Source organism: Streptomyces sp. NPDC048484 (assembly GCF_040651415.1).
In the GTDB taxonomy this organism is placed as follows: domain Bacteria; phylum Actinomycetota; class Actinomycetes; order Streptomycetales; family Streptomycetaceae; genus Streptomyces.
Map to the genome: position 1 here is coordinate 19059 of NZ_JBEZJY010000063.1, position 22052 is coordinate 41110.

At 69.8% G+C, this 22052-nt stretch carries 19 protein-coding genes and 4 pseudogenes; 12 read left to right on the forward strand and 11 right to left on the reverse strand.

The window, feature by feature from the left end; translation table 11 throughout:
• Positions 1–14: 14 nt before the first annotated feature.
• From AB0D14_RS39695 to AB0D14_RS39710, 4 genes are all read left to right on the forward strand, one after another.
• A complete protein-coding gene (locus AB0D14_RS39695) occupies positions 15–1325 on the forward strand; it encodes a MoxR family ATPase (RefSeq protein ID WP_362788761.1) in 1311 nt (436 codons plus the stop codon).
• 164 nt (positions 1326–1489) lie between these two features.
• Entirely contained in the window at positions 1490–2695 is a 1206-nt protein-coding gene (locus tag AB0D14_RS39700) for a VWA-like domain-containing protein (protein ID WP_362788801.1), read from the forward strand.
• A 427-nt stretch (positions 2696–3122) separates the two neighbouring features.
• The gene (locus AB0D14_RS39705; RefSeq protein WP_362788763.1) at positions 3123–4304 is read left to right on the forward strand and encodes a serine hydrolase domain-containing protein; all 1182 of its coding nucleotides are present in this window, start codon (positions 3123–3125) and stop codon (positions 4302–4304) included.
• A gap of 238 nt (positions 4305–4542) precedes the next feature.
• Entirely contained in the window at positions 4543–7278 is a 2736-nt protein-coding gene (locus tag AB0D14_RS39710) for a LuxR family transcriptional regulator (protein WP_362788766.1), read from the forward strand.
• Between the two features lie 155 nt (positions 7279–7433).
• Here AB0D14_RS39710 and AB0D14_RS39715 read toward each other — a convergent pair whose 3' ends face one another.
• Genes AB0D14_RS39715 through AB0D14_RS39725 form a run of 3 tightly spaced genes read right to left on the reverse strand, consistent with a single transcriptional unit; the run spans position 7434 to position 9716 of the window.
• Positions 7434–8405, reverse strand: coding sequence for an alpha/beta hydrolase (locus tag AB0D14_RS39715; RefSeq protein ID WP_362788769.1), 972 nt, complete (start codon positions 8403–8405; stop codon positions 7434–7436).
• On the reverse strand, positions 8405–8638 hold the full coding sequence (locus AB0D14_RS39720; RefSeq protein WP_362788771.1) for an acyl carrier protein: 234 nt from the start codon (positions 8636–8638) through the stop codon (positions 8405–8407). The genes AB0D14_RS39715 and AB0D14_RS39720 overlap by 1 nt, the downstream gene beginning before the upstream one ends.
• Before the next feature lie 37 nt (positions 8639–8675).
• Positions 8676–9716 (reverse strand): beta-ketoacyl-ACP synthase III, encoded by a 1041-nt coding sequence (locus AB0D14_RS39725; RefSeq protein ID WP_362788774.1) that lies wholly within the window; start codon positions 9714–9716, stop codon positions 8676–8678.
• Between the two features lie 425 nt (positions 9717–10141).
• Between AB0D14_RS39725 and AB0D14_RS39730 the strand changes: the two genes are divergently transcribed.
• A complete protein-coding gene (locus AB0D14_RS39730) occupies positions 10142–11131 on the forward strand; it encodes a hypothetical protein (RefSeq protein WP_362788803.1) in 990 nt (329 codons plus the stop codon).
• Between the two features lie 18 nt (positions 11132–11149).
• Here AB0D14_RS39730 and AB0D14_RS39735 read toward each other — a convergent pair whose 3' ends face one another.
• Positions 11150–11968: a TetR/AcrR family transcriptional regulator gene (locus AB0D14_RS39735; RefSeq protein ID WP_362788776.1), complete on the reverse strand. Its 819-nt coding sequence runs from the start codon at positions 11966–11968 to the stop codon at positions 11150–11152.
• A gap of 200 nt (positions 11969–12168) precedes the next feature.
• Between AB0D14_RS39735 and AB0D14_RS39740 the strand changes: the two are divergent.
• Positions 12169–12363: pseudogene (locus tag AB0D14_RS39740) on the forward strand (DUF4158 domain-containing protein); the annotation flags it as partial.
• A 241-nt stretch (positions 12364–12604) separates the two neighbouring features.
• On the opposite strand, the gene AB0D14_RS39745 reads toward AB0D14_RS39740, so the two are convergent.
• Positions 12605–13009, reverse strand: coding sequence for a type II toxin-antitoxin system PemK/MazF family toxin (locus tag AB0D14_RS39745; protein WP_362788778.1), 405 nt, complete (start codon positions 13007–13009; stop codon positions 12605–12607).
• 108 nt (positions 13010–13117) lie between these two features.
• Between AB0D14_RS39745 and AB0D14_RS39750 the strand changes: the two are divergent.
• Positions 13118–13291: pseudogene (locus AB0D14_RS39750) on the forward strand (IS701 family transposase); the annotation flags it as partial.
• Between the two features lie 349 nt (positions 13292–13640).
• On the opposite strand, the gene AB0D14_RS39755 reads toward AB0D14_RS39750, so the two are convergent.
• Entirely contained in the window at positions 13641–14537 is an 897-nt protein-coding gene (locus AB0D14_RS39755; RefSeq protein ID WP_362788779.1) for an RNA polymerase sigma-70 factor, read from the reverse strand.
• Between the two features lie 92 nt (positions 14538–14629).
• Positions 14630–15628, reverse strand: coding sequence for an FAD-dependent oxidoreductase (locus tag AB0D14_RS39760; RefSeq protein WP_362788781.1), 999 nt, complete (start codon positions 15626–15628; stop codon positions 14630–14632).
• Positions 15629–15760: 132 nt separating this feature from the next.
• Between AB0D14_RS39760 and AB0D14_RS39765 the strand changes: the two are divergent.
• Together AB0D14_RS39765 and AB0D14_RS39770 are read left to right on the forward strand one after the other, a co-directional pair.
• A pseudogene (locus AB0D14_RS39765) lies at positions 15761–16126 on the forward strand (SDR family NAD(P)-dependent oxidoreductase); the annotation flags it as partial.
• Between the two features lie 399 nt (positions 16127–16525).
• Positions 16526–17320 carry a recombinase family protein gene (locus AB0D14_RS39770; protein ID WP_362788783.1) on the forward strand — a complete coding sequence of 265 codons (795 nt, stop codon included), beginning with the start codon at positions 16526–16528 and terminating at the stop codon, positions 17318–17320.
• A 289-nt stretch (positions 17321–17609) separates the two neighbouring features.
• Here AB0D14_RS39770 and AB0D14_RS39775 read toward each other — a convergent pair whose 3' ends face one another.
• Entirely contained in the window at positions 17610–17780 is a 171-nt protein-coding gene (locus AB0D14_RS39775; RefSeq protein WP_362788785.1) for a hydrophobic protein, read from the reverse strand.
• Between the two features lie 150 nt (positions 17781–17930).
• On the opposite strand from AB0D14_RS39775, the pseudogene AB0D14_RS39780 reads away from it, so the two are divergent.
• Together AB0D14_RS39780 and AB0D14_RS39785 are read left to right on the forward strand one after the other, a co-directional pair.
• Positions 17931–18116: pseudogene (locus tag AB0D14_RS39780) on the forward strand (transposase family protein); the annotation flags it as partial.
• 357 nt (positions 18117–18473) lie between these two features.
• Positions 18474–19379, forward strand: coding sequence for a formylglycine-generating enzyme family protein (locus tag AB0D14_RS39785; protein WP_362788806.1), 906 nt, complete (start codon positions 18474–18476; stop codon positions 19377–19379).
• Positions 19380–19536: 157 nt separating this feature from the next.
• Here AB0D14_RS39785 and AB0D14_RS39790 read toward each other — a convergent pair whose 3' ends face one another.
• From AB0D14_RS39790 to AB0D14_RS39800, 3 genes are all read right to left on the reverse strand, one after another.
• Positions 19537–20154, reverse strand: a complete 618-nt coding sequence (locus tag AB0D14_RS39790) for an NAD(P)-binding domain-containing protein (RefSeq protein WP_362788787.1) — start codon at positions 20152–20154, stop codon at positions 19537–19539.
• A 113-nt stretch (positions 20155–20267) separates the two neighbouring features.
• Positions 20268–20564 (reverse strand): hypothetical protein, encoded by a 297-nt coding sequence (locus tag AB0D14_RS39795; RefSeq protein WP_362788789.1) that lies wholly within the window; start codon positions 20562–20564, stop codon positions 20268–20270.
• A 185-nt stretch (positions 20565–20749) separates the two neighbouring features.
• Positions 20750–21484, reverse strand: a complete 735-nt coding sequence (locus AB0D14_RS39800; RefSeq protein ID WP_362788791.1) for an SDR family oxidoreductase — start codon at positions 21482–21484, stop codon at positions 20750–20752.
• A gap of 217 nt (positions 21485–21701) precedes the next feature.
• Between AB0D14_RS39800 and AB0D14_RS39805 the strand changes: the two genes are divergently transcribed.
• Positions 21702–22052 (forward strand): LysR family transcriptional regulator (locus AB0D14_RS39805; RefSeq protein ID WP_362788793.1); only part of this gene is annotated, 351 nt, incomplete at its 3' end.

A 22052-nucleotide genomic window follows, 5' to 3' on the forward strand; every position in this document is an offset into this window, starting at 1 on the left:
TCCAGGTGATGCCCATGACCACCAGCACCCTCCTGCCCGCCCCCGCCGCCGTCCCTGCCGGTGGCTCGCCCGTGCCCGTCCACGCATCGGGAACGGGCAACCACCTCGCCCTCGCCGACAGTCTCCTGACCCTCCTGCGGACGACCACCACCGAGCCGCGCCCCGACGAGCAGCTCGAAGCGCTCACCCTGGCCGTGGCAGCGGACCTGCCTGTGCTGCTCTGGGGCGAGCCGGGTATCGGCAAGACCGCGGCACTGACACAGCTCGCCGCCTCTCTCGACCTGCCGCTGACTACCGTGATCGCCAGCGTCCATGAGCCGTCCGACTTCTCCGGCCTGCCCATCGTGGGTGAGGACCCGGCGGTGCAGGGGGTGCCGATGGCGCCGCCGCAGTGGGCCGTGGACATCGTTCGAGCCGGACGCGGTCTGCTCTTCCTCGACGAGCTCTCCACCGCCACCCCGGCCGTTCAGGCCGCACTGCTCCGGGTCGTCCTGGAGCGACGGGTCGGTACGCTGCAACTGCCGCCGGGCGTACGGATCGTGGCCGCCGCCAATCCACGCGCTTCGGCAGCGGACGGATGGGAGCTGAGCCCACCGCTGGCCAACCGGTTCGTGCATCTGTACTGGGTGCACGACCAGGAGGTGGTGGTGCGCGGGCTCGGTGGCGTATGGCCGCGGGCGGAGCTGCCCCGGCTGGTGCCGGAGCGGCTGCCGGAGGCGGTGGCCTTCTCCAGGCGCGCGGTCTGCGGCTTCCTGGCCGCCCGGCCGACGCTGATCCACCGGCTGCCGAGCACCGAGACGCGGCGCGGCGGTGCCTGGCCCTCGCCGCGGAGCTGGGATGCCGCGCTGACGCTGTTGGCCTTCGGCACGGCGGCCGGGGTCTCCCGCGAGGTGTTGGCCCTCCTCGTACGGGGTGCGGTGGGTGACGGACCGGGGCTCGAACTCCTCGCCTATCTGGACCGGATGGACCTGCCGGACCCGGAGTCACTGCTGGCCGATCCGGCCGCCGCCGAGCTGCCGGAGCGGGGCGACCTGCGGCAGGCGGCGCTGGAGGCGGTGGTGGCCGCCGTCGGAGCGCGGCCGGAACGGGAGCGGTGGGAGGCGGGCTGGGCCGTGCTGGTCCGGGCCCTGGAGACCGGCACCGCGGACCTGGTGGTCGCGCCCGCGACGGCGCTGGCCGCGCTGCGGCGCGATGACTGGGAGGTGCCGGAGACGATGGAGCGGCTGGCAGGGGTGGTCGGCCTCGCCCGGCAGGCGGACCGGTCGGTGGGGCGGGTCGCCGCGGCGGCCGCTTCCGCCGGGCGTGCGGGAGGGGCGCGCCGATGACAGGGGCCACGAAGCGCCCGGCACCGCACGCACTGCCCCATCCACTGCCACGTCCGATGCCTCGGCCCGCGCCGCCGCGCCCGGTGCGAGCCACCTTGCCCGAGACGCCACCCGGCTCCGCTGGGCCGGCCGTGCGGGCCGGGCGGGCCGGACTCCCGCTGGACATGGAGAAGTTGCTGACCGCCAGGCTGCACGCGGTGAAGGTACGCCCCTACCTCGCCGGCGCGCTCTTCGCACTGCATGTGGTGGAGGACCGGTCGGTGCCGACGATGGCGGTGGACGCGCACTGGCGTTGCTATGTCTCCCCCGGGTTCGTGGCGCGCACGCCGGTGGAGGAGCTGGCGGGCGTCTGGGTGCACGAGGTCTCCCATCTGCTCCGGGACCACCATGGGCGAGGCGAGCGGTACGCGCGTCAGCACGAGGAGCACGGGCCGGGCGAGCGATTGCGGCGGAACATCGCCGCGGACTTCGAGATCAACGACGACATCTACGGTGACGGCCTGCCCCAGCCTGCCGGAGCGGTGCTGCCGTCACTGTTGCGGCTGCCCGAAGGGCTGCTGATGGAGGAGTACCTGCGGACGGCGTCGATGTCCGGACTCACCACGGATCTGGCCTGGCTGGACTGCGGCAGTGGTGCCGACGGACAGGACCGGCCGTGGGAGCTGGGTGCCGACGGGGCGCACGGGCTGAGCCGACAGCAGCGGGACGCGGTCCGCTTCCGGGTCGCGGAGGGGATCAAGGGCTGGCCGGGCGACGCTCCGGAGGGGTGGCGTCGATGGGCGGACGAGGCGTTCCATCCGCCGCAGCAGTGGCGGCAGTTGCTGGGGGCGGCGGTCCGCTCGGCGGCGGGTGCGCCGGGCGCGGGCGAGAACCACAGCTACCGACGCCCCTCCCGGCGCTCGGCCAGTGTCCCTGGGGTGGTGCTACCGAGCCTGCGCCGTACGCCGCCACGGGTCTGTGTCGTGATCGACACTTCCGGATCGGTGAGCGACGCCGAACTGGGCGGCGCGCTGCTGGAGGTGGCGGCGATCTCGCGAGCGGTGGGCGGGCAGCGCGACCTGGTCTCGGTGATCTCCTGCGACGCGGCGGCCGGGGTCGCCGTCCCGCTCTGCCGTGCCGAGAACATCGAGTTGGTCGGCGGTGGGGGCACGGATCTGCGCTCCGGTTTCGCTCGGGCGCTCCGCTCCCGGCCGCGTCCCGACGTGATCGTCGCCCTGACGGACGGTCAGACGCCGTGGCCCTCCGCGCCACCACCCTGCCGTACCGTTGTCGGTCTCTTCCCCCGTCCTGCCCACACCGTAGACGAGAACGACTCCGACTACGTCCCGGACACTCCGCCGACCTGGGCGCGTGTCGTCACCATCAGTTGAGAGGGCGCGGCGGGGCGGGGCGGTCTCGCCACCTGCGCCGAACGGCCCACACTGCCGGGCCGCACCGGTGGGGATCGTCGAGCCCTCCGTCGGGAAACCCGGAAACACCGAAAGACTTCGGTGGAATCGTGCGACGGAGGCGCGAACAGACCAACCGATCAGACACGTGACATGTCAGACGCGTGACATGCGCGGCTCCGGCTCGGAGTGATCAGAACTGGCCAACCAGGGGGGACGCCAAGGAGACTGCCCTGCTTACAAAGGTGCCACTCAACAACGGTTCTCTCGACGACCGTTGCAGGGTGACGGCCGACGGGAGTGGTCCTCAACAAGGGCTGGAAGCCGCTCTACCAGCCTCTGTGCGGGCAACCTCCGCCCCGACTGTCCGGTCCCTCTCGTTGATCGTCATCGACGAGAGGGATCACGCATGACAACCCGCACGATGAAGTTCGGTGTGGCGGGCACGGTGGCCGCGGCGTGCCTGACGGCTGCGTCGCTCACGGCTCCCGCCGTGGCAGACCCTGTTGGCGCCCCTGCCCCTGCCCACGCCGTTGAGAAGGACCGCCATCGGTCGACCCAGCAGGCCATGGACGCCGCCGTCAAGGAGGGCGTGCCCGGAGTGACCGGGCAGGCGATCGACAGGCACGGGACCTGGAGCGGCACTTCGGGCGTCGGAAACCTGAAGACTCAGCAGCCGCGCGGCGCCCAGGACCGCTACCGCGTCGCCAGCACCACCAAGACCTTCGTGTCGACTGTTCTGCTCCAGTTGGAGGCGGAAGGGGAGATCGGGCTCGACGACACCGTCGAGCAGTGGCTGCCTGGCGTCGTCCGCGGCCACGGCCATGACGGCAACAAGATCACCGTACGCCGGCTCCTCAACCACACCAGCGGTATCTACAACTGGACCCTGGACCCGGAGATCCGTCGGACGGTGTTCAGCAAGGAGTTCCTCAGACACCGCTACGCCACCTGGACCCCAGAACAGCAGGTGCGGATCGCCATGCGCCACCAGCCGGACTTTGCGCCCGGCAAGGGCTGGAACTACGCCGACACCAACTACATCCTGGCCGGAATGATCATCGAGAAGGTCACCGGCCATACGTACGGGGACGAGATCCGGCAGCGCATCATCAAACCACTCGGCCTGCACGGCACCAGCGTGCCCGGCACCGACCCGCGTCTGCCGCAGCCGAGCAGCCGGTCCTACTCGAAGTTCCAGAACCCGGAAGCGAAGAAGACGTACGACGTCACCGAGTACAACCCCTCTGTCGCGGGCGCGGCAGGCGAGATGATTTCCAACTCGGCGGATCTGAACCGCTTCTTCATGGCACTGCTGCGTGGCGAGCTGCTGCCGAAGAAGCAACTGGACGAGATGACGACGACCACCCCGATGGACGATCAACACCCCGATGTGCGTTACGGCCTCGGCCTCCGGCAGTTCAAGACGAGCTGCGGCACGGAGGTCTGGGCGCACGGCGGTGACTTTCACGGCACGGTCGCGGTAGCGGTGACGACCCGCGACGGCAACCACGCACTGGCGTTCAACTTCAACGGCGACTGGGCGGGCGACTTCGCACCGGTCATCGACGCCGAGTTCTGCGGCAAGTGACCCCGTGAAGCCATCCCGATGTACGTGCCGGCACTGGCGAGCCCCCGTCACAACTGCTGAGGCGGCGGTCGGGCGGCCATCGCATGGAGAAGGGCCGGAGTGCCGGTTGGCCCGCTCCACGAGGTGTTCCTAAGCTGACCTGACGTCAGACGCAACGTGCATCGTGCTGAGTGGGGCCGAGCGCTGCCGGGACGCCCCTCAGGGGGTTCGCGTGTCTTGTCCTGCCGGAGAAGGAGCCATGGTGCGGGATCGGGTGGGCCGTTGGCCGATGGTGGGACGTGGGCCCGAGTTGGATGCCTTCACCGCGGCGTTGGTGGACCGGGAATGCCGGGGGTTCGTGGTGGGCGGGCCGGCCGGGGTGGGTAAGTCCCGGCTGGCTGAGGAGTGCCTGGACCGGGCCGCCAAGGCGGGGTTCCGGGTGGGGCGGGCCACGGCGAGCGCCGCGGCGGGTGCGGTGCCGCTGGGCGCGATCGCGCATCTGCTGCCCGCCGGGGTGGACCTGTCCGACCCGGTGGCCGGGTTCGCCGCCGTCGCCGGGCAGTTGGCCGCCGGGCCGGGGCGGCGGCGGTGGGTGCTGCTGGTCGATGACATGCATCTGCTGGACTCGGCCTCGGCGGTGCTGCTGCGGCAGTTGATGGACACCGGCGCGATCCTGCTGATCGGCACCGTCCGCACCGTCCGAACCGGTGAGCCGTACGGTGAGACCGTCGCGGCGCTGCAGAGCGGGGACGCGGTGTACCGGGTCGACCTGACCGTGCTGAGCCCGGAGCAGATCGAGACGCTGGTACAGGCCGTTCTCGGGGGACCGGTCGCCCGGCGTGCTCTGCACGAGCTGTCGGCCACCAGCGGTGGCAACGTGCTGTACCTGCGCGAACTGGTCCTTGGTGCCCTGAACTCCGGGAATCTGGCCGGGGACACGGAGATCTGGCAGTTACGCGAGGGCTGGCTGCCGGGCACCACGCGCCTGACCGAAGTGATCGGCGCCCGCCTCGCCGCCGCCGACGCCGCCGGACGCCCCGTCCTGGAGCTGCTGGCACTGTGCGAGCCGCTGCCCCTGGCCGATGCCGAAGCCCTCGCCCCGCCGCAGGTGATCGCAGCCCTGGAACAGACCGGGCTGATCTGCGTCACCCAGGACCGGCGGCGCACCACTGTCTCCCTGGCCCACCCCCTGTACGGCGAGGTGTTGCGCGCGGGGCTGCCTGTCCTGCGCCGCCGGACCCTGCTGCTGGACCAGGCGGCACGCGCGGAGTCTTTCGGCGCCCGCCGCCGCGGGGACCTGCTGCGCATCGCGACCTGGCGGCTGGCCGCCACCGGCACCGCCGACCCCGCTCTCCTCATGCAGGCCGCCGTCCTGGCCCGCCACGCCCACGACTACCCCCAGACCATTGCCCTCCTTCAGGCCCTGCCCGAACAGCACCACACCATCGCCACCGGCTTGAGGCTCGGCGAGGCCTTCCTGGAGACGGGCCACTGGGATGAGGCCGAGGCGGCACTCGCCCGGGCCGACGCCCTTGCCATCGGCGAGCAGGAGAAACTCGCGGTCGCGCTGGTCCGTACGACGAACCTGCTGTGGAGCAACGTCCCCGTCACCGCGGCACTCTCGGTCAACAACGCTGCCCTGGACCGGATCACCAGCCCAACGGGCCGCCGCCAGCTCAAAATCAATGAAGGTTTCCTACGGATCGCCGCCGGCCGGCCCACACAGGGGCTGGCTTTGCTGGAGGACCTGGAAACCGAGGTCAGCGGTGTCCTCGACATCAACACCTGGCTGCGAGGCGCATGGATGAAACCCGCCGGGCTGGCACTGGTGGGCCGCACCAGCGAGGCCGCGGCCTGGGCGGAGCGCGCCCACGCCGTCCACCGGCAGGTGGAGGAGCGTGCCCTTGCCTCCCATCCCGCCTTCCATCGCATTCCGCTCGTTCTCGCTCTTACCGAAGCCGGTCTCCCGGCCGAAGCACGCCGGGAGGGCGAGCGCGCCTACGTCGAACTCACTGCCACCGGTTCTGGTGTGCGGGTCTGGCTGGCAGTTCTCCTCGGCCGCATGGAGTGGCTGGCCGGCCGCCCCGCCACAGCCCGCCGCTGGTGGGCGGAGGCCGCCGCGCTGGCCCGCCCCATCCACCACGCCATGGCCCTGCGCCCGGCGCTCGGCGGCCTCACCGCATGTGCTGCCGTACTCGGAGACCTGGACGCGGCCGAGGCATCGCTTGCCGAGCACCACGCCCTGCCACCGCTGGCACCGGGCCTGCTGTCCGCCGGGGAGGAACGCCTGGGTGAAGCGTGGTTGCTGGCCGCCCGCGGACACCTGAGCGAGGCCCGGTCCGTGCTCACCGCCGCGGCCCGCGCCGCCCGCTCGACCGGCCACCTCACCGGCGAGGCGCTGCTGCTGACCGATGTCGCCCGTCTCGGCGGAGCGAAGGAGGTCACAGACCGGCTGACCGAGCTCTCGCAGAGATGCGACGGGGCGCTCGCCCCGGCCCGGGCCCAACTGGCGGCGGCGCTGGCCGCCGGCGACCCCGACCGACTCCTCCGGGCCGCCGACGCTTGCCAGGCCATCGGCGCGGATCTGCTCGCCGCCGAGGCGGCCACCGCAGCAGCGGCCGCCCAGCGCCAGACACACCAGACCCGCCGTGCCTCCGCGGCCGCCCACCGGGCCGCCGCGGCCCGCGCCCGCTGCGAGGGCGCCCGCACACCGCTGCTGACCACCGGCCAGGCCGCGGCTCCGCTCACCGCCCGCGAACGCGAGATAGCCCTGCTCGCCGCGGTCGGCAACGCCAGCAAGGACATCGCGCAGGTGCTGACCCTGTCGGTGCGCACCGTCGACAACCACCTCCACCACGCCTATACCAAACTCGGCGTCACCACCCGGCGCGAGCTGGCCCAGATCCTCAGGGCACCATCGACACCATCGGGACCGTCGCCATCGCCATCGCCATCGCCCGACGCACGTCCGGATCACCGGTACCGCTTGTCGTAGACCTCGCTGAGCCTTGGTGGACCTGGTGCCCGGCTCCGCCCGGCACGGCGGACCGGTGTTGCCCCCACACAGGCCGGGATCGTCCGATCGGCTATCGGCTTACCTCCTGCGTGCCTTGCTTTCTTGCGAAATGTTCCTTGTCACGACTGCAGCCTCTACCAGCGACGCCCGAAGTGTTCCGGTGCCGTCGTGTAATGGAGGTCGTCGAGCGGGAGGTCGGTGAGGAAGCGCAGGACCAGATCGGCGTATTCGGCTTCCCGTTCGAGGTGCACCATGTGGTCGGCGTCGCGAACGAGGAGGAAGGTCGAACCGGCGATGGCGGCTGCCACGGCCCGGTTCTCGTTCGGCGTGCTGACGTCGTCGTGCTCACCGGTGAACACCAGTGCGCGCACAGCGCCGATGCTCGCGGACGGAAGCGCATCCGAGTGGAGAAGGCGCTGGTGGCAGACGGCGTGGCGGCGGGCCTCGGCCGGGGTGATGCGAGTGAACTGCCGGTGCAGCAGCCGTGCCACGGTGGGTGCCTGCGAGATCTGGTCCTGGAGGGTGGTGTTGAGCAGCGTGGCGACGGCGCGGTCCGCGATCTCGTGCGAGCCGGAGTCCGACAGCGTCCCTTCGATGTCGTCCGCGAGAGCGGCGCGGGCACGCCACACCCGCTCGCAGTCGGACACCAGGCGCGGGTTCATCCGGTGCGTGGCGCCTGTCAGGACGAGCCGCGCGACCCGCCCGGGCCCGCGCAGGGCGGCGCGGTAGGCGATCGGCACGCCGTACGAGGCGCCCAGGAGGTTGATCCGGTCGAAACCGAGCCGGTCGGCGACCAGCAGGGCGGCCTCGGCGAGCGCGTCGAAGCCCTGCTCGGCGGGCAGGTCGTCAGCTGTTCCGACACCGGGAAGGTCGACGAACACCAGAGGCATGTGGGCGCTGAGCCTGCGCTCGAGCCGGGGCCAGGCGTACATGTCCTGCAGGGCGCCACCGAGCAGGAGGAGGGGTTCGGTGGCCGGCGGGCGGTCGGAGGTGATGACGCGGCAGGTGTAGTGCAGGCCGCGCCATTCCAGAGGCACGAGCTCCTCCCTCGCCTGCTCGGGCTCGTTCCACTCGGGCGGATCCCATACGGCGGGGCCGGTCGGCATCACCGGTTCCCGGCGGCCCGGCTCGCGATGAGTTCGGCCAGGGCGTTGACGGTGCGGGCCCCGGAGAGTTCGTCCTCGGTGAGGAACAGGCCCATGCGGTCCTCCAGTTGCATGGACAGTACGGTCACGGCCATGGAGTCGATACCGGCGTCGGCGAGGGTCGCGTCCGCGGTGATGGGCGTGGAGGGCAGTCCCGCCTGTGTCGTGAGGATGTCCTTGAGTTCTTCCAGCACGTGCCTTGTTTCCTTACGTTCCTGGGCTGGTGGATCTCTACAGCGCCGCGGTGATGCCCGGCGGCCATACGAGGGTGGTGGCGGCCCAGGCGAGCCCGCTGCCGAAGGCGACAACGAGCACACGGTGCCCAGGTTTCAGTTGACCCTCGTCAGCGGCGTGGGCGAGCAGCAGCGGGACGGAGGCCGCCGCGGTGTTACCGACCTGGGCGATGTTGGAAGGCGTGCGCTCGGGCGGGATGCCGAGTGCGTCGGCGACGGAGGCTCCGATGCGCCCGTTGGCCTGGTGGACGATCAGTCGGTCGATCTCGTCGAGCGTCCACCCCGCCGCCTGTACCGCGTCCCGGGCGGCCTGGCTCATGCGGCGGACGGCGTGCCGGAAGACCTCGTTTCCCCGCATGTGAACGAAGAAGTCGCCCGCCGGGGCGGTCCCCCGCCGGGCGCGCTCCCGGGCTCCGCCGGCCGGGATGACGATGGCGCCGGCGAGCGAGCCGTCGCTGCCCCAGACGAAGGGGCCGAGGCAACCGTCCTGTCCCCTGAGTCCGGCTTCCAGGACCACGGCTCCCGCGCCGTCACCGAAGAGAGGCGCCGTGGAGCGGTCGTCGGAGTCGATGATGGCCGACATCGTCTCGGCGCCCACGACCAGGACCTTCCGGGCACTGCCCGCACTGATGAGCCCGGCGGCGACGGCCGACGCGTGCACGAACCCCGCACATCCCGCGGTGACATCGAAGGCGATCGTGTCGCGCAGTCCGAGTCGGTGAGCCACCGCGGGCGCGGTGGCCGGGCAGTGGTGGTCCGGGGTGGTCGTGGCCAGGACCAGGGCGTCGACGTCCGCCACGTCCGCCGACCGCATCGCCCGCCGCGCGGCTTCCAGTGCCAGCTCCCCCGTGGACACCGCCGCGTCGGCGCGGCGACGCTCCTGGATGCCGATTCTCTCGCGGATCCATGCGTCACTGCTGTCCAGCCGGGAGCACAGCTCGTCGTTGGTCACGCGACGGGGAGGAAGATAAGAACCCACACCCGTCACCACGGCGGCCGGCCCCGGCGTTTCGCTGAGTTCCGCGCTCGAAACGTTCATTGACTGAGCGTACTTGAGTGAAGTCGGAGAGTTACGGTACGCCTCACGCCCCCCAGCGACACCAGATTCGCGCTGGCGTGCGGAGCTTCACCCCTCGGCAGTCCGGCGAATGCCCCCGGGGCACTCAAACCATCATGAACAGGATCATATAGGCTGCGTACGCTGCCCTTTGCAGCCTTGTCCTTCCCCAGGAGAGTCTCCCAGTGACTGTAGTGACCACACAGCCCGAACCGGCCGTCCCTTCCGTCGACCAGGTGCCCGGACAGGCAACTGCAGAAACCGGGGAGTTCTGGGTCGAGCCCGCAACGGCCGCCGATGAAGCCTCAACGGCCGCCGCGCACGACGAAGTTCCGGCGGATGAGCCGGACGAGGACGGAACGCAGGACCCGACGCAGGACGAGGCGCACGACGAGGCGCTCGCCGATGTGCACACCGATGTCGCGCAGGACGCCCGGGACTTCGGGGCGTATGTGCGGGCCGGCGGCTGGACGTTCGCGCTGAAGGTGGCACGCAGCGTGCGGCCCGGCGGGGAGATGGCGGGGGAAACGCCGAAGGTGTCCGCGAAGGGCTTCGCCGAGCTGGCCGGGTGCTCGCCCGAGCGGGTCATGCGCTACTACAAGGCGTGGGACAAGGCGGCCGACGACGGGCTTGTCCCGCTCTTCGAGTCGCTGACCCCGGGCCAGGACGTGGAGCTGCCGGACTCCGATGTCTGGCACTCGTACTACATCTCCCGTTCCAGCGCCGCCTCCGACCGCGGCACGGCGATCAGCGCGGCGGCCGAGGCCGAGGGCATCCGTCCGACGAAGGCGCTGGAGGTCGCCGAGAACCCCACCGCACTGCGGGCCGCGATCCTCGCCGACCCCGCCACGGCGCAGGCGGCCCGGGCCGCGCTCCTCGACCGGCTCCAGGAGGACCCGGCGCTGCAGACGGAACTGGCTCGTGACATCGCCCGTACCGACGATCTGAAGAAGGCGGTCGCCTCCGAGACACAGGCGGCCGGCCGCATCGGCTATGTGCGCCAGATCGTGGAGAACGGCCAGGTCAAAACCCCTGCCGGGCAGACCATCGACGCCCCCGCCGAACTGCGCGCCGAAGCCGAGCGCCACCTCTCCCTCATCGACGAGCTGGACGAGGGCGAGGAGACCGGCGAGTGGGCCTCCGACGCGTACGACTCCGTGAGAGACATCGTCGCCCAGACCATCCAGGCCAACCCCGAACTCCGCCTCCAGGAACGCCGCACGAAGTTCTACAGCAGCCTGCAGAAGGCGACCAAGGTCTTCGAGGAGCTGACCTTCGACGACGTCGACGACCTCGACACCATGTACGAGGACGACATGGTGCAGCGCCTGGAGGAACTCCAGGAGGCCATCACCACCTGCATCACCGCCCTGCGCAAGGCGGCACCGGGCGAGTGAGAAGGGAGAGGGGGGCACTCACTCGTCTGCGGGTCCGTTGCCCCCCTTGCCCGGTTCGGCGACCGGGTCGATGACCGGTTCGATGACTGCACCGGCAACTGGTCCGGTGTGGAGAATCCGGCGGTGGATGTCCTCGATCAGATTCCGCATCGACATGCGGAAGATCTCGGCCTGGTGGTCACCGAGGAAAGTGGTGTGCCCGAACACCTCCAGGACGACCATGCCATGCATGTGCCCCCACGCGCCCATGAAGAGAGCGATGGCGGGAGGCGGTAGCTCTCGCCTGCCGGTGGGTGGCAACCGGTCCGCACACGCCAGGAACGAAGGCGAGAGACCAGGGGTGTCGGCGGCTGCGAGTTGCGCCTCGGTGAACTCGCCGTACATCTCCCGCTCGAAGATCGCGGCCATCCGGCGCATCGCCTGCGTGGTCGGGCCATCGGCGGGGGCCTCGTAGTACCGCAGCGGCGTGCCGTAGAGAAGCTGGAACCGCTCGGGGTTGGCGATGGCCCAGCGGCGGTATCCCTCGGTTGCGATGACCAGGCGTTCCACGGGCGAGTCGTCCGCGGCGGCGTCTTCGACGGCGGTCCGTACCGCTTCGGCCATCGCGTCGTACGCCTTGGCTATGAGCGCCGTGACAAGCTCGTCCCGGCTCGGAAAGTAGTGGTAGAGCCCCTGCACGGTCATTCCCAGGCTCCGGGCGACCGCGCGCAGGGACAGGGCCGCAGGTCCGTGTTCGGCGATCTGGCGCTCAGCGGCGTCCAAGATCTCCTGGGTGGCTGCCGCCCGACGCCGCTGGCGCAGGGAGAGCGGGGCAGTTGCTTGTTCCTCGACGGGCATACGGCGACCGTACGCCGGAGGCTCCCCTGTGCGGCAGGCAGTTGCGGACTGTCAGAAGAATCCAGCCCTGCCAATCTTCTTCCGTCTCACGCACGTCGCTCACGCACGTCATCCTGGCGACGACACGCGCGCCGTTCCTCGCATCGGACGCGTCGGCCTGCCGGGACGAAGAATCCCCGCAGGCCGACGGGTTGGCTCCCCGCCCGGAGCTGGAGCGGTTCTTCTTCCTCGACGATGACGACCGTGATCTGATCGCGTTGCGTCGTACGGACGCGCACCGGCTGGGGATGGCGGTGCGGATCCGCACCGTTCGCTACGTCGGCCGGTTCCTCGGCGAGGACCCGCTCGCGGTGCCGTGGGAGGCCGTGGAGTACTTGGCCGGGCAGCTCGGCATTCGCGGATGCCTCGTGCGTGAAGCGGTGCGCGTGGACATGCTGGCGAGCCTGTCCCTGACCGAGGACGCGGGCGAGCACCCGGCCAGCGGCCCCGGCCAGGGCCTGCGCCCCTTCCGCGACCCGGACGCCTTCGAGGACGACGCGGACGAGGACTGACGACCGGCGCCGATGCCCTGGCCGTCGGGCATCTGGCTACTCCAGCCACAGATCGTGATCTCGATGGTGAGTGGCGCCTCTCCGCCTACCCGAGTTCACCGAGACGGAGGGCGTCCCTTATCTCGCGGAGCTTCGCGGTTGTCGCCGGGGTCCGTTCCTTCGCCTGTTCGCCGAGACGGAGGGCGTCCTCAATCGCGCTGAGCTTCGCGGAGGACAGGACGCCCGCCCGCTCGATCAGGTCGTCCCGGGACACGGTGGTCAGCCACGTGCAGGGGGTAAAGCCCGGGCGCGGGAACGCGAACCGCAGCACGCCTTCAAACGGCAGGCCTTCCACGGCGCCGACTTGCACTTCGACGCCCAGACCGCTGATGTCGACGCCCGCAGGAGTGACGACCTGCATCGCCCGGATCCTGGACGCGTCGTATGCCGCCAGCAGTACGACCGGCCGCCGCTCGTCGAACTCCACCCACCAGACTTCGCCACGCTGCACGTGTCCTCCTGACTCAGGACGGCAGGCGGAACTGCGCGACCCTGACGCGTTGTGGAGACGGGTTCGGCCACCGTTGATCATCGGTGCGTGAAGACAAACGATCATGCGGTGGCCGCAGGTCACAGCGTAGACCCTGCCCGGTGGCAAGAGGCGTTCGAGGGCCGGATCGCAGGCCGGTTCACGCGGGTTGAACCCCGCCTGCGGGCGCGGCGGTTGTTACTCGGCCTGCTGTCGGACCTGCCGCGCAAGAACTGCTGGACCATCACCGAGTGGGCCGGGGAGACCGGGCCGGTGCCGGCGTCGCTCGGGTCAGGGGGTCAGGACGGTCTTGCCGGCCAGCTCTCCGGCGTCGACGCGGGCGACTAGGTCGGCGAGCTTGGCCCGCACCTGGCACCGGCCGGTCTGCCTCCTCGTAGACGAGGACGTCGCTGCCGCCGTAGGAGTGGTAACGCACTGCCTTCATGATTCCTCCCGTTGGCTCGCTTGCATGGCCCATCGGTATCTCCCTGGCGGGTCAGCTGGTGAAGGGCTCGTGGCCGAAGCGGCCCCACGCCACGAAGGCGGCCAGGGCGAGGAAGGCCAGGTTGGGGCTTGGAAGGATTGACGTCCGCGGGTCGGGGACCGTTGGTGTTCAGCGCAGGGTGAGCGGGGTCGCTGATGTGACGTGGGACAGTTTCTCCGGGTTACGGACGTAGTAGAGGCCGGTGATGCGGGCGTCCTGGACACGGATCGCCATGACGCCGTCGATCTCGCCGTCCAGGCGGACGAGGAGTGCCGGGTTGCCGTTGACCACGGTCGGTTCGGCGGTGAGCGTGTCTTCGAACTTGCCGATGCCGCCGGCGAACATACGGGCCACCTGTTCAGCGCCCGCGACCGGCCGCAGCGCGGCGTGTTTGATGCCGCCGCCGTCGCTCATCAGGACGACCTCAGGGGCGAGCACCTCAAGGAGTGCCTGCGGGTCCCCGGTTTCGATTGCGCGGCGGAACGACTCCAGGACCGCCTGGCCCTCGTTCGAGGAGACCACCCGGCGGGGGCGGCGGGCGTCGACGTGCTGGCGGGCGCGGTGGGCGATCTGGCGGACTGCCGCGGGGCTCTTGTCGACGGCCTCGGCGATCTCGTCGTAGCCGATGTCGAAGGCTTCGCGCAGAACGAAGACGGCGCGTTCCATCGGCGATAGCGTCTCGAGGACGAGCATGAGCGCCATCGACACGCTCTCGGCGAGCTCGATGTCCTGGGCCACGTCCGGCGTGGTGAGCAGAGGCTCGGGTAGCCAGGAGCCGACGTACGCCTCCCTGCGGCGCTTCACGGTGCGCAGCCGGTTGAGCGCCTGGCGGGTGGTGATCCGGACCAGGTAGGCGCGCTGGTCGTTCACCTGTCCCAGGTCGGCCTTGACCCAGCGCAGCCAGGTTTCCTGGAGGACGTCTTCGGCGTCGGCGGCCGATCCGAACATTTCGTAGGCGACGGTGAACAGCAGGTTGCGGTGGGCGATGAACGTCTCGGTCGCCGGGTCGGTGGCGTCGTCGCTCATCTCTCGCCCCCTCTCCTCGTCCTTCGCGGTCGGCCCTGGCGGCCGACCGCGTTCGCATGCGTCCACAGCAAGATCCTCGCAGCAGGCACCGGTCAGGCTGCCCGGTCGGCGGCCGCCGGTGCCTCGGCGCGGTGGGCGCGCAGCTGCTGCTGGCGCTTGGCGACACCTCCCGGCATGCGGTGCAGCCTGAACGAACCGGGCTTGTGCGCCTCTCCGGCCAGGTGCTTGGGGATGCCCTTGCAGACCACTTCCTTGATCCTGGCACCCAGCCCGTCGTCGATGTGCAGCCACACCGCGACGTCGGACCTGTTGGCGAACTGGTAGATGCCCGCGCTTCGGCCCAGGCTGATGCACTGGGCGTACAGCGACTGATGGAGGTTCTCCGGCTGCTCACCCGCGAGTCGGCTGAGCACGGTATCAGCGGCCCGCGCGCCCAGCGGCACCGCGTTCAGACAGCTCATCCGCAGCGGCAGGTCCGATGGTGCCGCCGAGTCCCCGGCCGCAAGGATGCGCGCGTCATCCACGCTCGTCAGCGTCTCGTCCGTGAGCAGGCGCCCCACCGCGTCGGTGCTCAGCCCGCTGCGGACGGCCAGATCCGGAACGCCGAAGCCGACAGTCCAGACGGTGACCTCGCTCGGCAGCTCACGGCCGTCGGCGAGCCGCACGGCTTCGCGGGTCACCGCCGTCACCATCGCGTCAGAGCCGTCGATGAGCGTCACACCGAGCCTGGCCAGCCGCTTCGCAACCGAGCGCCGGCCCCGGGTGTGCAGGTAGGGGCCGAGCACACCTCCGCAGACCAGGGTCACTGCGCGGCCGGCCTCCGCCAGCTCGGCGGCGGTCTCGATGCCGGTGGGGCCGGCACCGACCACTGTCACGGGGGCCGTCTCGGGCGTGGCGTCGAGGGCCGGGCGCAGCCGCTGTGCCTCCTCCAGGGTGGCGATCGGGTAGGCGAACTCGGCCGCCCCTGGCACGCTCGGTTCGGCGCTGCCGCTGCCCGCCGCGTAGATCAGGTAGTCATAGCCGAGCGTTCCGTCGGCCGTCAGTGTCACGCTGCGCTCGGCCACGTCGATCCTGATGACGGTGTCGACCACATGCGTGTTCCCAGTTATAACGCCTCCTCCGATTCCAGGTGTTCGGCCTCAAGACACCGCGCCATCGGTCGCTGTGACAGGACGTGAGCCAGATCACCCAAGGTCCGTCGACGATCGGCCGGTTGACGATCGACCGTGAAGAACTTCCTCCCTCTCCTGCTCAACTCGGACAAGCCGGATGTGGTGACGATGGTCTCCGCCTGCGGAACGGCTGGACATCACCGCTCGGACGCACACGACGCCTTCTATGCAGCCAAGAACGCACAGGCCGGGTTCACCGAGATCCTCTCCAAGCGCCTACGGCCCCAGGGGATTCGAGTGATATCGCTCTACCCGCCCGACTTCGACAACACCGACCCGCTCTCCGAGGAGTGGAAGTCCACGCCACGGGAGGCCAAGGATGACCTCACCGCGCAGTCGCTTGTGGAGTGCATCTTCTTTGCAGTCGCCCAGCCCCGTGACTGCTTCATCAAAGCATTCCACTTCGAACAGCTCTGAGCGCTCGCATACTCAAGCAAGGCTGACGCCCGCTCCGAGGCCGCACACCAGGGGGTCCGGAGCGGAGGCATTCGGACAGTTCCAATACCCGACGTCACCATTGCACCTGACCGTCGAGGAAGCTCGCCGCACCCTGGAGGAAGTCGGCTGGTTCACCGGGCAGCATACGAACCCGGTCGGAGGCGAGTCCGGCACGCGCTCGGAACGCCAACTCTCTCTCATAAACGCGACGACGACCCTTTGCCCGAGCAAGATCAAACTGGTCCGCGCGGAACCTGCGAAGCACTGGTTCGGTTCGCAGAACCCGTTCTCACTCAAAGGTGGGGTCGGGGTACTTCTGAGAATCGTTTGCAACAGCATCCACGGTTATGACGGCCCTTCAAGAGTCTTCTGCGAGCGATGCTGCCGACGTCGAGCGTCACCCCTGCCCGCTCTGCAAGGCGGAGCCCGGCTCGCCGTGCCGCTCGCGTTCCGGCGCCGTGGGCCGGCACCTACCACACCGGCCGCTTCACCAAGGTGCCCCGGCTCGCCAAGCTCCTGCGCGTGCCGACGCCCGCCGACCGCGGGCCCGGTCAGCCGTGGCGGCCCGGCACCCCGGTCCCGCTCGCCCTCGCGCCGGACACCCCGACCGCCGACATCCGCATCGGGTACGCCCGCTGCTCGACGCTCACCCAGGAACTCCAGTCGCAGCTCGACGCGCTCGCCAAGCACGGCATCCCGCGCGACCGCGACAAGGTGTTCTCCGAGAAGATCAGCACCCGGGCCCGCGTGCGGCCCCAGTTCGAGGCCGCGCTCGCGCTGGCCCGCCAGATCAAGGCCCACGCCCCGCACTGCCGGGTCGTCTTCACCGTGTACGAGATGAAGCGCCTGGGCCGCGACGCCGCCGAACTCACCGCGCTCGCCGACCACCTCACTGTCCCTGGCACCAGCCGACAACCCGTTCCAGCCTGTCATCGTGCGCGGTCTCGTCATCGAGTGGCTCGAAGGGGACGCGGCCTGGACGATCATCGACCAGGTGGCCACCAAGTACACAGGACAGCCGTACTCGCGAGACCAAAAGCGTGTCGTCGCAGTCATCGAGATCGAGCGGCAAACGGTGAGGGTCGCGTGAGCGGTGGCGACGGGAGTGGCGGCGACGAGGGTGGCGTGCGGCGGGACGGGCGGCGCGGACGTGTCTGTGGACGTATTCGATGAGGCTGTTCCACACTGCCACGCTACTTCGGGAAGGTGTGCCCGCTATCCACTGCCCGAGTTCCCGAAGATAAGCTCCGCACGGCGCCGAAAAGCGACCGAAGCCGGTCGCACTGGAGACACAGGTTCCCTGCTGAACGCCGCCCACTCCGGCCGCATGGATACCCTTTCCCCTCCCCGCAAATACGCCCCTATTGGTCAGAGGTGGAATTCCCTGCACCCGCGCACCGCAACGGCATGCCGAAGGGCCCCGTCGACGATGGTCTACGGAGCCCTTCAGGCCGGGTGTTGTTTACCAGCGGTACCAGCGACCCTTGCGGCCGCCGTGCCCCGCGGGCCGGATCACGAAGCCCAGCAGCCAGACCACCAGGACGGCTATGGCGATCCACCACAGGGCCTTGAGAGCGAAACCGGCGCCGAAAAGGATCAGCGCGAGAAGCAGAACGAGAAGTACAGCAACCATTATTATCAACCTCCGCACAATCAAGTGCCCCTAAGCACCCCCCTCATGCCTTCGAATTGTGAGCGCATATTTCTGCGATTCCCGGGAATTCGGGGCTCCCGCCATGGGTGATCCGCAACGCGGCGCGACGGCAGGCGACATTGAGTCCCTCTGGTCCTCGCCCACCTGAGCTGCGGCGACACCTACGCCCAACTCGCCGCCGGGTTCGGCATCGGAATCGCGACGGTCTACCGCTACATCCGCGAGGCGACAGAGATCCTGGCCGCGCTCGCGCCGAGCCTGGCCGAGGCCATGCGGACTGCGAGCCGACTGGCCTTCGTGATCCTCGACGGCACTGCGCCCGACGAACAGCCTGGCCTCTACCGGTGTGGGGCGTTCGCTCGTCGCCCGGTTCCCCGCACCCGCGGTTGCGGCCGGGTTCCCCCGCCGGTCCCGTCCTTCTCGTGGAACCCCTGAAGGAAGCACTCGCGCGTCCATCGGCCGATCTGGTGCGGCTCACCCTCATCGACGGAGTGGTCCGCCCCATGCGGACATGACGCGCGGCCCGGGTGACGTAGCCTCGCACAAAGATCACTTCTTGAGGGAGGTCCGGTGAACGAGGCGGAGCCCGGGAGCTGCTGCGCGCCCTCGGCCGACCGGGGTGCGGCGGGACTCTCCCTGGGGCCGACTGTCCGCGCGCACGTCGACCACACGGTGGGCGAGGTACCGGACCGGGATCGGGATCTGGATCGGGACACAAGCGTGCTGCTGGACGGCGGTTCCTTTTTGATGGGAACCCGGGACATGGACGGCTTCCCCGACGACGGTGAGGGTCCGGTGCGCGAAGTCGTCCTCTCGCCCTTCCGGATCGACCCCTGTGCGGTGACCAACGACCGGTTCGCCCGGTTCGCCGAGGCGACCGGCCACGTCACCGAGGCGGAGCGGTTCGGCTGGTCCTTCGTCTTCGCCGGTTTCCTGCCCGCGGCCCTGCGCCGCGACGCCGCCCGGCCGCCGCAGACACCCTGGTGGTGCGGGGTCGAGGGCGCGACCTGGCGGACTCCGGAGGGACCCGACAGTTCGGTGGCCGACCGCGGCGACCACCCCGTGGTGCACCTGACCTGGAACGATGCTGCCGCCTACTGCCACTGGGCCGGGGCGCGGCTGCCCACCGAGGCCGAGTGGGAGTACGCCGCGCGGGGCGGTCTGGTGCAGCGCCGCTACCCCTGGGGGGACGAACTGACGCCGGCCGGCGAGCACCGCTGCAACATCTGGCAGGGCCGCTTCCCGACCAAGAACACGGCCGGGGACGGCTATCGGGGCACGGCACCGGTGGACGCGTTCGAGCCCAACGACTACGGGCTGCACAACATGTCCGGGAACGTGTGGGAGTGGTGCGCGGACCGGTGGGGCACGCGGCACTCCGGCCGCCCGCAGACCGATCCGAAGGGCCCGCGGGCCGATCCGAAGGATCCGTCGCAGGGCTTGTCCCGGGTGATGCGGGGCGGCTCCTATCTCTGCCACAGCTCTTACTGCAACCGCTACCGCGTCGCCGCCCGTACGTCCAACACTCCCGACAGCAGCGCCGGCAACCTCGGCTTCCGCTGCGCGTGGGAGGCCTGAGCGGCCCGTCGCCACGCGGGCGCGGCCCCCTGCTCCGCGCGGGCTCGCCTTTCGGGGCCACGTGGACGTCAGGAACAGTTGGGCCGTCTCACGGTGTGGGGAGTCTCAGGGCGTTCGCTGTTCTGCGGACTCGGGGCGGCGCCGGTCAAGAGAATCTTCAGAGGACCTCGGCGCCCAAGGCGATGTCGAAGCCGGCGCCGTTGCGTGCCAGGCCCACCAGGAGGATGCCGGCCCATTCAAGGACGTAGGCCATCTCGAGCCCTCCTGCGTCGAGGGCCCGCATGTCCAAGCTCTCCAGAAACGCCGCGACACGTGCCTTCGCCTCGGCGCTGTCGCCGGCGAAGAACACGTCCAGGGGCTTGTCTTCCGCAAGGACGCCGCGGAAGACCGAATTGAATGCCTTCACGACGTGTGCACCCTCGGGGGCGCCAGCGGCGATCTGCTGGGACACCGAGTTGCCCGCGGTGGTCACGAGTCCACTTACGTCGGCGTTGAACGGGTTGGTGATGTCGACGAGGATCTTGCCGGCCAGCGCATCGCCGTAGTGCGCGACCACTTCGACCGCGCCGGTGTACAGGACGGCCACGATGACGATGTCACCCGCCGGCCTTGCGCCGAACGTGCCGACGGTGGCTCCGTTGCCGATCTGGTCGGCGAGCGCCTGAGCCTTGGCGGTGTCGCGGCTCATGAGCTCGACGGTGTGGCCGTGTTTCGCCGCCCGGGTGCCGATGGCGGTGGCCATGTTGCCCGAGCCGATGATGCTGATGGTGGTCATGACGTGTGTTCCCTTGTTGTGTATGGATCAGTTGTTGTGTATCGATCAGTTGGTCGTGGGGGTCCTGCCGGCGTGCTGGGCCGGGGTGTCGAAGGTTCGCCGACGCCCAGGTGTCAGATCGGCCCGCTGACGACCTGGTCGACGAGCTCGGGCTGGCCGGCCTCGTGGTGGAGCCGGGTGCCGCCGCGGATCAGGACACCGCAGATGACGGCACCCGCCCAGAAGGCGCCCGCGGCCCACCAACAGCTGACGGTGAACCCGTGCACGGTGGCGCTGACGACGGCGGTGCTGCCGTGGTGGGTCGGGTAGTGGTTGGTGGCGGCGGCGACGATGACCCGCGTGGTCAGATGCTGCACCAGCACGCTTTGGGTCAGCGTGGCGACCACGGCGACCGCCACCATCATCGGCACGAACGCGATGCCGGGTCTTGATCGGCGAGTAGCCCAGCACGCCGAGCACGCGCAGCGGGACGAGCGGGTGACGGTCGGCCTTCTGGAGCACGACGAAGCCGATCAGCAGGAGACCGCCGGGCCGGCGCCCGGCCTGCGCGGCGCGGCGCGGCGCGGCGCGGCGCTGACGACCACCAGCGACGCGCTCAGATCACTGTGGTGCCGCCGTCGACAACCAACTCCATGCCATTGACGTAGCTCGAGTCGTCCGAGGCGAGGAACAACGCGACCGACGCGACCTCTTCAGGGCGGCCCATCTCTCGCCGCGGGATCACGGATTCGAACTGGGCCTTCATCTGTTCGTCCATCACCTCTTCCAGAATCGGCGTGGCGACCTGGCCGGGGGTCAGCACGTTCACCCGAATCCTCCTGTCCCTCAACTCGGACACCCACACTCGTGCGTAGGCGGGCAGCACGGCCTTGCTGGCTGCGTACACACTCCAATCGGGGTAGCCCCGGAGCGACGCGTTCGACCCGGTCATGAAGATCGAGCCTCCATCGTTGAACAGCGGCAGCGCCTTCTGGACCGTGAACAGCGTGCCGCGCGCGTTCAGCGAGAAGGCGGCATCGAACTGCTCCTCGGTGATCTCGCCGAGCCTGCCCTGCTCGCCCGTCCCAGCACTTGCCCACAACACGTCGACCGCGCCCTTTTCCTGCTTGACCGTCTCGAACAAACGGTCCAGATCATCGAGGTCGGTCGAATCTCCCTGCACGCCGGTCACGTTCCGGCCGATCAGCTTGACGGCCTCGTCCAGCGCGTCCTTCCGCCGGCCTGAGATGAAGACGTGAGCTCCTTCATCAGCGAACAACTTCGCACCGGCCAGCGCCATTCCACTTGTCGCGCCTGTGATCACCGCGACCTTGCCATCGAGCTTTCCCATGACCACTCCATTCACATGCCGTGCCGATGTCATGTACACCGATCTGGCAATTTCCGATGTCGAATTTTTATGTCGGACTCTTGTACCGGATTCTTGTTCCGAATTCGCTTCGGCCCCCATTGGGTACCTATTCAGGGTGTCATTGGCCTGAATGGGCGTCCAATACTTCTTTAAGCAGTGGTGATACCCTGGAGGCATCACCGGACCGGGAGGCGCCATGGATCTGGACCTGCGCAAACTGCGTTACTTCGCCGCCGTGGCCGACCGGTTGCACTTCGGCCGCGCCGCCGATGAGCTGCATATCGCGCAGCCGGTGCTCAGCCGGCAGATCCGCGCGCTCGAGAAGGATCTGGGCGCCTCGCTGTTCACCAGGGATCGCCACGGCGTAGCGCTGACCGGCGCGGGCCGCCAACTGCTGGCCGACGCCGGTCCGCTGCTCGCCTCCGCGCACGCGGTCCGCCGCCGGGTGTCCGTGGCCGCCCTCGGCAGCCGGCGGCTGACGGTCGGTTTCCGGGCCGGCATCCCGGTCATCCCGGCGGCGCGGGCGTTCGAGGCCCGGCACCCGGAC